This is a genomic window from Methylotenera sp. L2L1, assembly GCF_000744605.1.
In the GTDB taxonomy this organism is placed as follows: Bacteria; Pseudomonadota; Gammaproteobacteria; order Burkholderiales; family Methylophilaceae; genus Methylotenera.
In genome coordinates this window covers 1150528-1165153 of record NZ_JQMG01000001.1, presented here as the reverse complement: position 1 = coordinate 1165153, position 14626 = coordinate 1150528, and the positions used below count along the sequence as shown (strand labels likewise).

16 protein-coding genes are annotated in these 14626 nt (G+C 41.7%); 5 read left to right on the top strand and 11 right to left on the bottom strand.

Annotation, left to right across the window (positions count from 1 at the left end; translation table 11 throughout):
- Positions 1 to 313 precede the first annotated feature (313 nt).
- The 6 genes from tnpC to FG24_RS12385 all read right to left on the bottom strand — a co-directional run bounded on the left by tnpC (position 314) and on the right by FG24_RS12385 (position 4414).
- The gene (gene tnpC, locus FG24_RS05450) at positions 314 to 2056 is read right to left on the bottom strand and encodes an IS66 family transposase (protein WP_051901445.1); all 1743 of its coding nucleotides are present in this window, start codon (positions 2054 to 2056) and stop codon (positions 314 to 316) included.
- 15 nt (positions 2057 to 2071) lie between these two features.
- Positions 2072 to 2395, bottom strand: coding sequence for a helix-turn-helix domain-containing protein (locus tag FG24_RS05445; RefSeq protein WP_036301812.1), 324 nt, complete (start codon positions 2393 to 2395; stop codon positions 2072 to 2074).
- Positions 2385 to 2756: a type II toxin-antitoxin system RelE/ParE family toxin gene (locus FG24_RS05440; RefSeq protein ID WP_036301810.1), complete on the bottom strand. Its 372-nt coding sequence runs from the start codon at positions 2754 to 2756 to the stop codon at positions 2385 to 2387. The genes FG24_RS05445 and FG24_RS05440 overlap by 11 nt, the downstream gene beginning before the upstream one ends.
- A 33-nt stretch (positions 2757 to 2789) precedes the next feature.
- The gene (tnpB, locus tag FG24_RS05435; protein WP_036301809.1) at positions 2790 to 3140 is read right to left on the bottom strand and encodes an IS66 family insertion sequence element accessory protein TnpB; all 351 of its coding nucleotides are present in this window, start codon (positions 3138 to 3140) and stop codon (positions 2790 to 2792) included.
- 2 nt (positions 3141 to 3142) lie between these two features.
- Entirely contained in the window at positions 3143 to 3541 is a 399-nt protein-coding gene (gene tnpA / locus FG24_RS05430) for an IS66 family insertion sequence element accessory protein TnpA (protein WP_036301806.1), read from the bottom strand.
- A 348-nt stretch (positions 3542 to 3889) separates the two neighbouring features.
- Positions 3890 to 4414 (bottom strand): DUF4007 family protein, encoded by a 525-nt coding sequence (locus FG24_RS12385; protein ID WP_051901444.1) that lies wholly within the window; start codon positions 4412 to 4414, stop codon positions 3890 to 3892.
- 242 nt (positions 4415 to 4656) lie between these two features.
- Here FG24_RS12385 and ttcA point away from each other — a divergent pair, with 242 nt between their 5' ends.
- Together ttcA and topA are read left to right on the top strand one after the other, a co-directional pair.
- On the top strand, positions 4657 to 5433 hold the full coding sequence (ttcA, locus tag FG24_RS05420; RefSeq protein WP_036304002.1) for a tRNA 2-thiocytidine(32) synthetase TtcA: 777 nt from the start codon (positions 4657 to 4659) through the stop codon (positions 5431 to 5433).
- 111 nt (positions 5434 to 5544) lie between these two features.
- Positions 5545 to 8175 carry a type I DNA topoisomerase gene (gene topA, locus FG24_RS05415; RefSeq protein ID WP_036301804.1) on the top strand — a complete coding sequence of 877 codons (2631 nt, stop codon included), beginning with the start codon at positions 5545 to 5547 and terminating at the stop codon, positions 8173 to 8175.
- Positions 8176 to 8313: 138 nt separating this feature from the next.
- Here the strand turns inward: topA and phoU are convergent, their stop codons facing one another.
- Positions 8314 to 9021, bottom strand: coding sequence for a phosphate signaling complex protein PhoU (gene phoU / locus FG24_RS05410; protein ID WP_036301802.1), 708 nt, complete (start codon positions 9019 to 9021; stop codon positions 8314 to 8316).
- Positions 9022 to 9100: 79 nt separating this feature from the next.
- A complete protein-coding gene (rpiA, locus tag FG24_RS05405; protein WP_036301800.1) occupies positions 9101 to 9760 on the bottom strand; it encodes a ribose-5-phosphate isomerase RpiA in 660 nt (219 codons plus the stop codon).
- An 80-nt stretch (positions 9761 to 9840) separates the two neighbouring features.
- Here rpiA and ilvA point away from each other — a divergent pair, with 80 nt between their 5' ends.
- On the top strand, positions 9841 to 11352 hold the full coding sequence (ilvA, locus tag FG24_RS05400) for a threonine ammonia-lyase, biosynthetic (RefSeq protein WP_036301798.1): 1512 nt from the start codon (positions 9841 to 9843) through the stop codon (positions 11350 to 11352).
- A 211-nt stretch (positions 11353 to 11563) separates the two neighbouring features.
- The gene (locus tag FG24_RS05395; protein WP_036301797.1) at positions 11564 to 12685 is read left to right on the top strand and encodes a glutaminyl-peptide cyclotransferase; all 1122 of its coding nucleotides are present in this window, start codon (positions 11564 to 11566) and stop codon (positions 12683 to 12685) included.
- 85 nt (positions 12686 to 12770) lie between these two features.
- Here the strand turns inward: FG24_RS05395 and FG24_RS05390 are convergent, their stop codons facing one another.
- Positions 12771 to 13229, bottom strand: coding sequence for an EVE domain-containing protein (locus FG24_RS05390; protein ID WP_036301795.1), 459 nt, complete (start codon positions 13227 to 13229; stop codon positions 12771 to 12773).
- 67 nt (positions 13230 to 13296) lie between these two features.
- Here FG24_RS05390 and FG24_RS05385 point away from each other — a divergent pair, with 67 nt between their 5' ends.
- Positions 13297 to 13668 carry a DUF2237 family protein gene (locus tag FG24_RS05385; RefSeq protein WP_036301793.1) on the top strand — a complete coding sequence of 124 codons (372 nt, stop codon included), beginning with the start codon at positions 13297 to 13299 and terminating at the stop codon, positions 13666 to 13668.
- Between the two features lie 342 nt (positions 13669 to 14010).
- On the opposite strand, the gene FG24_RS05380 is transcribed toward FG24_RS05385, so the two are convergent.
- Positions 14011 to 14301 carry a cell division protein ZapA gene (locus tag FG24_RS05380; protein ID WP_036301792.1) on the bottom strand — a complete coding sequence of 97 codons (291 nt, stop codon included), beginning with the start codon at positions 14299 to 14301 and terminating at the stop codon, positions 14011 to 14013.
- A gap of 34 nt (positions 14302 to 14335) precedes the next feature.
- On the bottom strand, positions 14336 to 14524 hold the full coding sequence (locus FG24_RS05375) for a hypothetical protein (RefSeq protein ID WP_051901443.1): 189 nt from the start codon (positions 14522 to 14524) through the stop codon (positions 14336 to 14338).
- Positions 14525 to 14626 lie beyond the last annotated feature (102 nt).

Genomic DNA, 14626 nt, shown 5'->3' with positions numbered 1-14626 from the left:
TCAATTCACAAAAATGGAATAGCCACTTTGTCCCCCTCAGCAGTCGTTAAGGGAAAACTATGTAAAGCGAAAAAGCAACGACCACCGAAGTGATCGTTGCATGCGAGACTCTCTCAGTGCTTTCGCACCTAGCCACTCCAGGTGACATCCAGTTTCCCAGACGGCGCTACGTTTTTTCACTCGATTAACGTAGCTTATAAAAATAACAATAACACTTTTTCAAATGATGTAAATATTTATTTAGCGCTCAAACGGATCATTAAGGCGATCCCGAATTACTCTAAGTTTAAAGGTACTCTCATAATGCAAATTTTTAAGCTGCAATTCTTAAATTTTCATTTTCCGCAAACCTTACATTCCATGGCAATAGTGATTCAACATCTTTAGAATTTTTCATATATGGCATGCGCTCAAATACATGACATAGATACCTATATGGTTCTATTCCATTCGCGATAGCCGTTTGCACCAAGCTATACATCACAGCGTTTGCTTCCGCGCCATCGGTACTGTCTGCGAATAGCCAGTTTTTCCTGCCAATAACAAAGGCCTTAATTTCACGCTCTGCGATATTGTTATCAATAGCTAGTCTACCATCCTCAACGTACTTTGATACGTAACGCCATTGACTGAGCGCATAGTTTATCGCTTTACCTAGTAAGCTCTTTGGTACAACATCGGGATACAATTTATCTAACCATTGTTTCATCTCAAGCAAAATTGGCAGGCTTTCAGCTTGCCTAATCTTGTACCTAACCTCAGGTGGTTGTTCTGAAATTTTTCGCTCAATAGCGTATAAACTACCAATCAATCTCATTGCTTGGTGAGCATAAGAGTTTTCAGTTCCTATAGGTAATATTTTGAGAGCTTCGTCAAACTTTCGCCTGACATGAGCCATACAACCAACCCTTGTCACTCCTGCTATATTGTTATATCCAGAGTATCCATCTGTTAATAAATAACCTTCAAATCGATTGTTATCATCTCCAGTTAGAAATTTCACTGGGTGACTACCAGATCTTGTAGCTTGATATTCAAATAGCACTACAGGTTTATTTGCTTTTGCAGCACTGCAATACATCCACGCATATGAATTTGATTGAGGTAGGCGATTTGTCTCTTTAAGTACTTGGAAACTGGTTTCATCTGCGTGAATGATATCTTGATTACGTAACTCAGATTTCAGTACTGCATACAGTGGTTGCAACTTATCTACACAACCAATCATCAAGTTCGCCAATGTAGTGCGATTGAAAGGTAATCCTGCATGATTAAATATTGTTTCTTGGCGATAATATGGCAGACCAAACTGGTATCGCTTTACTGCAACATCTGCTAAAAATTCTGGGCTACTGTAGCTGCTGCCAGGTATTAATGATTTTGAACCCTCAGCAACTGTGAATTTGTCACAGTTACGGCAAACATATTTCTGCCTTACATGCTGAATTACTTTATATTGTGCAGGAATCACAGTTAGTCGCTCGGTCATTTCTTCACCAAACTCATGCAACTTGCCTGCACAACATTCACAGACTTGTTTTTCTGGTGGCAGTTTGTATTCGACTCTTTCTCGCGGCAGGTGTGCTGGTAGTGGTTTTCTTCCAGCATTGCTTGAGACTAGCCTTGGCTTTTTATCTTGATTGGCTAAGTCTGTTGCAGATAGGCTCACTCCAACACAATCATTTGCTACATTTTCCACTTCGATTGTAGGTGAAGTTAGCTGCTCTGAGCTTGCGCCAAACTCTTTGTGTTTGAATAGTGCTACCTGGTTTTTGAGATACTCATTTTCTTGCTCAAGAGTTTTAGACCTATCTGCCAGAACAACAAAATCTTTATGTAACCTTAAGAAGGTTTGGGCGCTATAAATTTCATTGCGTGTTTCCATATTCATATGGCTGTAGGAAGAGAGTCCTTCGTCGTACCAATTGACTATTAACTGATTATTTCTTTCATCTTTTTCAACACGTACTTCACCATGAGTCTTAGGGTTAAACAATCTATCAAGCATTTCTGCCTCTTCATCGCTCATTTCAGGCAAAAGTGGTTGATTAGGCATCTATTGATATCTACCCTAGATCAATACTTCTAGACCCTTGCGGTCTAGAAGATTGAGTAATTTAAGTGAAGGGCCGCTAGGGTGCTTATCACCAACTTCCCATTTGCGTATAGTTGAGGGACTGGTATTGAGAACAATAGCAAATGCAGACTGACTAAGCTTATAGCGGTCTCTCAATGCGCGAATTTTTACCTGATCGTAATCAGGGATCGGTTGCAGGCACATGGCCTCGTACTGTTGCATTCTATTTTTATTAATAAAATCTAGTTCGAGTAGATCCTGTGCTGTCTCATGGACAGCCTCTAATATTGAGCTTTTAACAATACGTTTAGTGGTCATAATATATCTCCAACAATTTCCCTTGGGCAACGGCATAAGTTAGCGCGTCATCATTTAAAGCTAGTAAGTCTGTTGCGATTTCTTTTAAAGCGTCTAGCTCATTATCGGTAATGTTAGCACGTACATTTTTCTCAAATCCGTACAGAAAAAACCAATGATTACCGAAATTTGTGGCAACAATCGTTCTTGCACCGCTACTCTTACCGCGCCCAGCAACCCGCTTCTTGACTATACTACCTCCCAAGTGTGCATCCACCAAACCTTCTATCATTTCTGAGATTGCATAGCAAAGAGACTGGTCACTAAGATCAGTTTTGCTCATCCAACGATGAAAATGACGTGTTTTGAATATTCGATGCATTGCTCACAATATGCCACTAAGTGGCATATTGTGTCAAGCAACAATTTTAACTGGGAGTGGTCGATGCGCCTGCTTCTGTTCAATGGACAACCCTTGTAGTAACCAGGCAAGCTGAGGACGTGTAATACAGATGGGATCATTGTTAGTGGATGGCCATTTAAACCTGCCTTTTTCGAGGCGTTTGTAAAATAACCAAAAACCGTTCTGATCCCAATAGAGAATTTTGAGGCGATTGTGATGTTTGTTGCAAAATACAAATAGATGCCTAGCAAGGGGATCTTGTTTAATGACCAATTGGGCGATACCAGCAAGGCCATCGATTGATTTACGCATGTCAGTAGCACCAGGTGCTAACCAAACCTGTTGAGCAACAATATCAAACATGATTATTCGGCAAATACCTGTAGTACATTTTTCAATGTAGCTGGATGAAAGCCAATAGCTAGCGATATTTGATAGTCATTTTTGAAAATAAGGGTAATACCAGAAAAGCCAGAACTTAATGGTTCTCGTGCATTAGGTTCTGTTTCTGTGACAGCCCCCATTTGCTCATAGATAGCAACTGGAATTAATGGCATAGATGCTGATGATGAAGTAAACACTGGGATGTCAGCATCAGAAGTTTTTAAGGTTTCCTGTGACAGCTTAGTCCGTTTCAATTTCCAGCTTGAAAATGACTTAATGCATAATTTATGACGGCGGCAATACTCTGATTGATTAATGCCACTTTGTTGCCAAGCCTCGATATGATCAAACCATCTTTTTGTATTTTGTTCTGATTGCATATAACCACCTACTAAATTTAGTCAGAGGTAGTATCAACTAAATCTAAATAGGTTGTAATGTGGGGAGAAATTGGCGCTTACGAAATTCTAGATTAGAATTGAACTAGTTTTTCAGTAGCACTTTCAAAAATAGTTGCAGCTTATGTCCGCTATGGGCCGGAAGTAGCCCTTGAACCAAGTACCTTATAGTGGCAATTAAACGTAATAACACGTGGATTTATTGAAATAGTAATTAGTGGCTTTTTTCACAGCAATACGCAGTTGCAACATATCGGATCTTTAATTGCAACTTTTGTGAGAAAACTTGCAGCTTATTGGGTCGCTTAGATTAAATTCTGTGTTGTAGATTTAACTATAAACAACTTGGATATCTTCAACCTGTTCATGGCTATCAATGTCACTTGATGAGTAAAGTATTTCACCACTTTTCAGTTCATAAATTTCAATATTACTTTCGTAATCTTCATACGACACCTTCCCAACGCTTAGTTTGTTGAGCGGACTCATGCTCCAAGATTCTGTTCGGTTGAGATAGGGAGGCGACACAAGATAAATTGATTTAATACTAATAAGCGGATTGTTGATTAAATCTTTAATTTGAGATGACATTGATAATAGGTAGGTTGATGTGACTGTATCGACACCATCGGTCAATTTGCAATCAGCATAAAACCAACTGGAGTTAGACGCAACCATATTTTTACCAACACCAAAACGGGCTATTGCGGCTTCATCTAAAAATACTTCTTTGTGTACAATGTTGTCTGAGTCTTTTTGGTTAAAAACCTTTTTAAGCCACAATTGACGAAGTGGAAAGGTTTCATGCCCAGAAAAAGATGGGGCATACAATTTAGATTCGATTATTTGTGTCATTCAATATCATACTGGAGAGTATCACCAGTGCACAATAGCGGCACTGGAGATATCCACCAGTTCCTTATATAAATAAAACAAATAATAATTTATTACCCTTCTTTGTCAAATTTAGGTCATCATTAATGTAAACATTGATGTGAAAATTTACCGAAAGTTAACATTTATATTAATATGTAAACATGTATATCTATTTTCTATATGATTTTATAGAGTTTTTTGCAAAATTAGCTTACAGAGTTATGCTAATAAGTAAAGACTCTCACGCGATGCTGATGATTCTGCTCGCATTGCAGGGGCGTGCGCCCATCAACTTCAAACTGATTGCAATGAATCTTGATCAAAAACAACCAGGCTTCCCTGCAGATATATTGCCTGCCTATTTTGAAAAGCTAGGGATTGATTATCGGATTGTAGAAGCAGATACCTATTCAATCGTTAAAGAAAAGATACCTGAAGGTAAAACTACATGCTCGCTATGCTCACGTCTGCGTCGCGGTGTCATTTACACCACCGCTAAAGAATTAGGTGCAAATAAAATTGCACTTGGCCACCACCGTGATGATATCGTTGAAACCTTATTCCTGAATTTATTCTTTGGCGCGAAAATGAAAGCTATGCCGCCAAAGTTAGCTACCAATGACAAACAAAATATCGTGATTCGCCCATTGGCTTATTGCAGTGAAAAAGACATTGCTAGCTATGCCCGCCAAATGGAATTCCCTATCATCCCTTGCGACTTATGCGGTAGCCAAGAGAACCTGCAACGTCAAAAAGTGAAAGACATGCTACAAAACTGGGAGCGTGAGCAACCTGGGCGCATCAATAATATTTTCCGCGCAATCACTAATGTAGAACCATCGCATTTAGCTGACACGAACTTATATGACTTCAAAAATCTGAGTCAAGCCAAGGCTGATGATGAAGATCCTTTATTCGGCGATATTGCCAACGAAGGGGCAGCATTGAGCTTAGCCAACACCGAAGGCAGCAAAATTGAGTTTATTCGCAACAAATAAGGTAACAGGCAAAAATTTTCACACTATATCGCTTAAGTTGTTGTATTTTAGGCAATGTCCTTGTTATCATCCAAAATGTTAGAAAAGCAAACTCCTTATTATTAGGCATTCATGTCCAAACTACTTATTGTTGAATCTCCATCTAAAGCAAAAACGCTCAAGAAATATCTTGGGAGCGATTTTGAGGTGCTTGCCTCCTATGGACATGTGCGTGATTTAATTCCTAAAAATGGCGCGGTAGATACCGAAAACCAATTCGCCATGAAGTACGACATCATTGAGCGCAACAGTAAGCATGTGGACGCGATTGCAAAAGCAGTCAAAAGTGCTGATAGCATCTATCTGGCAACTGACCCAGACCGTGAAGGTGAAGCTATTTCTTGGCACATTGCCGAAATCTTAAAATCTAAGAATCTACTCAAAAACAAACTCATGAAACGTGTCGTGTTTCATGAAATTACCAAAGGTGCTGTAGAGCACGCGATTGCCGAGCCACGCGATATCTCTATGCCGATGGTAAATGCGCAACAAGCGCGCCGTGCGCTAGATTACTTAGTCGGTTTTAATTTATCGCCATTACTGTGGAAGAAAATCCGTCGTGGGCTATCAGCTGGTCGTGTACAGAGCCCAGCACTACGCCTAATTGTTGAGCGTGAGTTAGAGATTGAAGCGTTTAAATCGCAAGAATATTGGTCTATCCATTTAGACGCTTTAAAGCATCAGCATGGTTTTAAAGCAAAACTAGTACAACTCAACAATCAGAAAGTTGAGCAATTCACGGTTATTAACCATGATCAACAAGCTGATATTGTTGGCAAACTATTATTAGCCAGCGCGGGTAAAACCACAGTATCTAGGGTTGAAAAGAAACAACGTAGCCGTAGTCCTGCTGCGCCATTTACCACCTCTACACTGCAACAAGAAGCGGTGCGTAAACTAGGTTTCACCACTTCACGCGCGATGCGTGTAGCACAGCAATTATACGAAGGTGTTGATGTAGGCAGCGGTACCGTAGGTTTAATCACCTATATGCGTACCGACTCATTTAGCTTGGCGACTGAAGCAGTCATGCAAATTCGTGACTACGTTAAAAAGAATTTTGACGCTGATTACCTACCAAAATCACCCGTCATGTACAAAACCAAGTCTAAAAGTGCACAAGAAGCACATGAGGCGATTCGTCCAACAGACATTTCACGTTCACCAGCCAGCGTTCGCCAATATTTAAATGACGAACAATTCAAGCTGTATGAAATGATTTGGAAACGTGCACTTGCTTGCCAAATGGCACCAGCCAAGTTTGATGCAGTAAGCGTAGATTTAAGCGTGGGCAGTGATGCGAACCTGTTCCGTGCAACAGGCCAAACCCTTGTATTCCCAGGCTTTATCGCGGTATATATGGAAGGCTCTGATGACGAAGAGGAAGAAGACGAAAGCAAACTGCCTAATCTTGAAACAGGCGAAGTACTCACAGTAGAGAAGATTTATGGTGACCAACACTTTACCGAACCACCTCCGCGCTACTCTGAAGCTAGCTTAGTAAAAGTATTAGAAGAGTACGGCATTGGCCGCCCTTCTACCTATGCAAGTATTATTAGTACGCTGCAAGACCGTGAATATGTACTGCTAGATAAAAAGCGCTTCACACCCACAGATGTTGGCCGAGTTGTGAATAAGTTCTTAACCGAACATTTCACCAAGTATGTGGACTATGACTTCACCGCAAACCTTGAAAATGCGCTGGATAGCGTGGCCGAAGGTGAACGCGAGTGGATTCCGCTGATGGATGAGTTCTGGAAAGACTTTAACCAGCAAATTCATAACAAAGCAGACGTTGAGCGCCCGGGTAACGAGCTTATCGATGAAGCCTGTCCAAAATGTGGCAAGCCATTACAAAAGCAATTAAGCCGATTTGGTAGCTTTATTGGTTGTACAGGTTATAACGACACGCCAAAATGCGACTACAAACGTAGTATCGATGGCACAGCCAACGCTGGTGCAGACCCAGTAGCGATTGGTATAGACACAGCCACTAGTAAAGAAATTTACCTAATGAATGGTCCTTATGGCCCATACCTACAATTGGGACTTGCCATAGAAGGCGAGAAAAAGAAACCAAAACGCGTGAGCATCCCGAAAGAGATTCCGCTCGCAAATGTCAACTTAGATACCGCAAACATGTTGCTGTCTTTGCCACGCGACCTAGGACTACACCCTGAGACCAACAAAAAAATCATCGCGAATATTGGTCGTTTTGGCCCTTATATCAACCACGACGCGAAGTTCAAATCCATCCCTAAAAACCTAAGCGTATTTAGTATTGACCTAGACGGTGCGGTAGCGCTATTAGCGCAAGCTAACACTGGCCCAGCACCACTTTGCTCACTGGGTAACCATCCAACCGAAGATGGTCAAATTGAGGTGTTTGCCGGACGTTATGGCCCATATGTGCAACACGGAAAGATTCGTGCAACCTTACCAAAAAGCGTAGAGCCTGAATCTCTCACCATGGAAGAGGCACTGGAGCTATTAAGCGCAAAAGCCGCTAAAGAAGCCCCAGCTAAGAAAACTGCGGCTAAAAAAGTCGTCGCCAAAAAAACGACAGCAGCAAAACCTGCGGCAGAAAAGAAAATTAGCACCGCAAAAACAAGCAAAGATAAGCCAGCCGTGAAAAAAGCTGCGCCAAAGAAAGCCGTAGCCAAGAAAACGGCTACTAAAAAAACCAGTGCAGATTCTAAATAACTTTATTTTAAATAGTCTAGTTTTAAATATAAATACAATTTGCTTACGCAAATAAAAAAGGCGGTTTTAAAAACCGCCTTTTTTATTTGATTCACGAAACCAGATAACGCCACCTCACTCTAGCATAGCACTCCAATGTTATGGCTCTAATGTTTCTCTTTCCATCTCTTGCACTGAGATATGGCGTACATCCTTACCTTTCACCATATACACGACATATTCAGCAATATTTTTAGCATGGTCGCCAATACGCTCAATGGCTTTAGCTACAAACAAGACCTCTAGCGACATAGAAATCGTACGCGGATCTTCTAACATAAAAGTAATCAACTGACGCATCGCAGAACGGAAGTGCTCATCCACCTGCTCATCTTGCCTTGCTACTTCTACGGTTTTGCTCACATCCAATCGAGCAAAGCCATCTAGTGCAGTGCGTAGCATTTCTCTAACCAATGCCACCATCGATTTAATTTCATTAAAACGTGGCTTGTACATGCGATCTTCATCAAAAATCTTTTGTGCAGTACGGGCGATTTTAGTTGCCTCATCGCCGATACGCTCAAGATCCGTGATCGTTTTCACCATCATCATCACCATACGCAAATCACCTGCAGCTGGCTGACGGCGGGCGATAATCTGACTACATCCTTCATCAATCTGCACTTCAAGTGCGTTAACAAGGTGATCGTTACCCATCACTTCTTTAGCTAGATTTGAGTCTAGCTTCACCAAGGCTTCAAGTGCTTGTACGATTTGCTGCTCAACCAAGCCGCCCATCTCAAGCACTTTACCCCGTAAAGCCTCTAACTCTGCATCATATTGCTTAAAGGTATGTTCAGAATGCATTTTATAATTTCCAATATCCGCTAATAAACATAGTCTAACGATTCAATATGACAATATTATTACAATAATATATTAATACTTACTTTTGATAGGTTTTTACACCGTCAGCCGTTGCAAGCAACAACACATTGGCTGGGCGAGCGGCAAATAGCCCGTTAGTCACCACACCAACGATTTGGTTGATTTTTGCTTCCATCGCAACCGGATCAGTAATCGTTAGGCCATGTACATCAAGAATCAAGTTACCGTTGTCAGTAGTGAAATCACGCAATTGTGGCTGACCACCTAACTTCACCAACTCACGTGCCACATGGCTTTTTGCCATTGGCAACACTTCTACCGGTAATGGGAACTTACCTAACACTGGTACGTATTTAGTTGCATCACAGATACAAATAAACTTTTTGGCAACTGCTGCAACAATTTTCTCACGGGTTAACGCACCGCCACCGCCTTTTAGCATGTGCATATGCTCTGTAATCTCATCAGCACCATCTACGTAGATTTCCAAGCCATCTACTGAGTTCAAGTCAAACACTTCAATGCCATGACCACGTAAGCGTTGTGCTGTTGCTTCAGAACTCGCCACTGCGCCGTCTATTTTATGCTTCACTTTCGCCAACTCTTCAATAAAAAAGTTAGCGGTAGAGCCTGTGCCCACACCAATGATGCCGCTTTTTACATATTCCACTGCTGCTTTTGCAACTTGTTGCTTTAATTCGTCTTGTGTAAACGCCATTTACTTAATTCCTTATAAATTCTTTATAATGTCAATCAAACCATCACTATACACCGCTACTTACTAATACAAAATAACGCATGCCTACTAACTATCTAGAAAAAATCAGAAACTCACGCGTTTACGACGTGGCTAAAAACACGCCATTAGACTTTCAGCCAAACTTATCTGCACGCATTCACAACCGCGTATTGCTCAAACGTGAAGATATGCAGCCAGTCTTTTCGTTCAAGCTGCGCGGTGCCTATAACAAAATGGCAAATCTGCCAAAAGCAGCATTAGACTCAGGCGTGATTGCGGCGAGTGCAGGAAACCATGCGCAAGGGGTAGCGCTATCAGCGCAAAAACTAGGTTGCCGCGCTGTGATTGTAATGCCGACAACTACGCCACTCATTAAGATCAATGCCGTTAAAAGCCGCGGTGCTGAAGTAGTATTATTTGGTGACAGTTATTCAGATGCCTATGTGCACGCGCTGGAGCTAGAAAAGTCTGAAAACCTCACATTTGTGCACCCATATGACGATCCTGATGTCATTGCTGGTCAGGGCACGATTGCGATGGAAATTTTAGAAGCACACCCTGAACCAATTGAAGCAATCTTTTGCTGTGTTGGTGGCGGTGGGTTATTGGCCGGTATTGCTGCCTATGTCAAAGCGGTTCGCCCCGAAATTAAGATCATCGGCGTGGAAGCACGCGATGCCGAAGCAATGACTGAGTCCTTGCACAAAGGCCAGCGTGTCATGCTGGATCAAGTCGGCCTATTTGCCGATGGCGCTGCAGTCAAACAAGTGGGTGAACATACCTTTGCACTATGCCAACAGTATGTTGATGAAATGATTGTGGTTGATAACGATGCGATTTGTGCAGCAATCAAAGATGTGTTTGAAGACACGCGCAGCATTTTAGAGCCAGCAGGCGCACTTGCCACAGCAGGACTGAAAGCCTATGCTGCACGAGAAAAATTAGAAGGCAAAACACTGATTGGCATTGCTTCTGGCGCCAATATGAACTTTGACCGCCTACGCTTTATTGCAGAGCGTGCGGAACTAGGTGAAAAGCGTGAAGCGGTACTGGCTGTGACCATTCCAGAAAAGCCTGGTGCATTTAAAGCGTTCTGCCACTTACTTGGCAACCGTAATATCACTGAGTTTAATTATCGCTACTCTGACCAGAAAGAAGCACACATTTTTGTCGGTGTGGCAGTAAACGACCCGGCAGAATCAGCAACGCTGGTGAAAGACTTAGTAGCGCACGGCTTACCAGCACTTGATTTGTCAGAAAATGAAGTCGCTAAACTACATTTACGACACTTGGTTGGCGGCCATGCGCCTCAAGCCGAACACGAGGTTGTATTCAGGTTTGAATTTCCGGAAAAACCTGGCGCACTAATGAAGTTTCTAGATACGATGGGGCATGATTGGAACATTAGTCTATTTCATTACCGCAACCATGGCGCAGACTTTGGCCGCGTATTAGTTGGAATGCAAGTACCGCCAAATGAACTATCTGAGTTTTCTGATTTCCTAAATAACCTAGGCTATCCGTACTGGGAAGAAACGCAAAATCCTGCTTATAAATTATTTTTAGGCTAATAACACCATACGCATCATGGTGAGCAATATTGGTTAATATCAACCATAGCCATTGGCTGATATTAACCAATCCACCTCTTCTCAGCATTTAACCTTTTGTTTTTAATTGATTATACTTACTAGTATAGTTTTTGCTTGCTTTACCTAGTTAAGGTCTTACTTAATAAAAAGATCAGCATGTCATTATCAGAAATCAATTTGGAGAGAGCGTATGAAATTTACACCCACATTTAGCAGAACACGTATTAGTTTAGTTTTACTGGCGCTAATGGCAGGCATTAACGGCTGCAGCAAAGAACCCACCAATGAAGTACAGCCTATTGCAGAAGAAAAGCCTGCTACTAATAGCGTTGCGTATGTGACACGTCAAGATGCAGGTGTAAGTGTGATTGACCTTGCAACTATGCAAGTGATTAAAGAGTTTGACGTTAAGGCAGTGTCTCCACGTGGCCTTGGTGTGACCGATGATGGTAAAAAACTGATTGTAGCGACTCGTGAGAACGAAAGCATTTCCGTCATTGATACCTCTACAGGCGAGGTCTTACAACAAATTCCAGTAGGCAAAAACCCTGAGTTCGTTCGCATTAGTGGCAACTATGCATACATTTCATCAGAACCTAGCGCAGTTGGTGGCCCACCACCAAAACCAGGCCAAAAACCGGCAGAAGAAGAGGATGACGATGATGATGAAGAGAAAATCCCCGCTAAAATCGCTGTCGTCGATTTAACTAAAGGTGAAAAAGTACGTGAAATCACTGGCGGCCCTGAAACCGAAGGCATTGAATTTTCAGCTGATGGCAAGAATCTTGTCATTACCAACGAAGCTGACAACACAGTGACAGTGCACAATATTGAAGATGGCAGCTTGGTTAAAACCATTCATACCCATGAACACGGTGACCGTCCACGCGGCATCAAAGTCTCTCCTGATGGCAATACTTATCTTGCAACATTAGAGTACGGCAACAAGTTCATGGTGCTAGATAAGGACTTTAACTTTGTACGCACTGTCGATACTGGCGAAACCCCTTATGGCATTGCTTACGATACAAAAGGCGAGCGTATTTTTGTCGCAACTAATAAACAAAAAGCATTGCAGGTATTTGATGCTAAGACTTATGAAAAAGTGAAAGATATCCCAACTGGTAACCGTTGCTGGCATTTCACTTTCACGCCTGATGACAAACAAATCTTGTTGGCATGTGGTAAATCAGACGCCGTTTTCGTCATTGATGCTGAAAAACTGGAAGTTACTAAGCAAATCGAAGTGAAAGATATGCCTTGGGGCATCGTGACCTATCCAAAATCAATGGGTAGCCTCGATAAAAAATAGAAATGGAAATAAAGTTGCCAACTAGTCTGGTGATATAAAAAACAGTGTTTCAATAAAAAGCTCCTATCCGTGATAGGAGCTTTTTTTATGTCAGCTTTTCGATAATAAAAGCCCAGTCTCTTGGGTCTACAGGAGTAATTGATAAACGATTACCACGCTGTAAGATACGCAAATTTTCTAGCGCTGGCGTATCTCGCATCTCTTTCAAACTTAACAAGCGCGTCTTACGCACTAACTTCACATCCACATTAAACCAGCGCGGGCTTTCTGGCGTGGCTTTAGGGTCAAAGTATTTATGCCCTTCTATAAACTGCAAGCGATCAGGATAGGCAAGGGTAGCAACTTCAGCAATTCCAGCGATACCAGGTTCATCACAATTGGAATGATAGAACAGTACGCCATCGCCAACCTGCATCTGATCACGCATAAAATTGCGCGCCTGATAATTACGCACACCATACCAATCGACTGTTTGATTTTCAAAGCCAGCTAGATCGTCAATTGAAACATCAGATGGCTCAGACTTCATTAACCAATATCGCATTACGTTTTCCTGTCAAAAATGATTGTCTATGATAATCTATATCCAATCCAATTGAATAAATCTTACAATGACAAAACCACAACAAAAAAACGTAATTGGTACCGCATTACAAACTTGTAGCTTAGATCCAATCACAGGTTTTACTCGCTCAGGCTGCTGCGAAACTGGCGCTGAAGACCTTGGCAGCCACACAGTGTGTGCACAAATGACTGAAGAGTTCTTAGCATTTTCAATATCAAGAGGAAATGATTTAAGCACACCACGCCCTGAATATGGCTTTGCAGGCCTAACGGCTGGAGATCGCTGGTGTTTATGTGCAAGCCGTTGGCTAGAAGCATCAGAGGCTGGATTTGCACCGCCGGTGATTTTAGAGGCTTGCCATGAAAAGTGCTTGGAGATTGTTAGTCTGGCTGATTTGAAATATCACGCATTAAGATAATTGGTGATAAAAAGTACGCGCCACACCCACCCTTAAGCATTAGGGAGTTCTCCACGGACATAGCCTAAGCCAGCATCCTGAACCAAAAAGGCTCAAGTGGTAACAGCCTAGAGCGCATTAGGTACACCCGCCACAAGTGCTCTAAAAGAACACCTATTAGGGCGCGCACACAACAACTCGAATGACTAAAACCGATGCTATAAACTAGTTCAAGGAATTATTAGCCTAAACCACGCCGCAGAGAACAAACTGTATAACCTGACGTTTTATCTTTAACAATAAAACGATTGAATTGATTTTACTCTACTTACCAGAAAATTCTATTACCTATTTAAATATATATTACTTCTCACAAGCTTGATCAATTTGATCTTGCATCATTAAGATTCTACGCTTGATATCTCCAATATTCACATCACCGCTTTTACTATTTAACAGCTCGTATGACAAATTAAGCGCTGTCATAATGGCAATACGTTCAACCCCGATGACCTTACCACTGTCTCGGATATCACGCATTTTCTTATCTAAATAATTAACGGCATTCAGTAAACCAGGGCGCTCTTCATCCGTGCACGACACAGTAAAGTCACGCCCCATGATATTGACATCAACGCCTTTAATTTCACTCATTAGCTTTTACTCAACAATCATCATTTATTGAAACTCAAGGCAGGCTTTGCATTAACGCTTCGATACGCTCACTAGCTTTTGCCATATTAGCTTTTAACAGCGCTGTATCAGATTCCATCGTGCCTAGGTCAACACGTAGACGCGCGTTTTCATCACGCAACTCGTTATACAGTGCGATTAATTGCAACAGTTTTTGTTCCAGTGCTGATAAGTCTGCGTCCATACACTCACTATAATTGAAAAAATTGATTGTAGTCAATACTTAACAGTGATTTTTAAAAGTATTACAACACATTGTAAAAAAAATTGTCCAGGATAATTATCT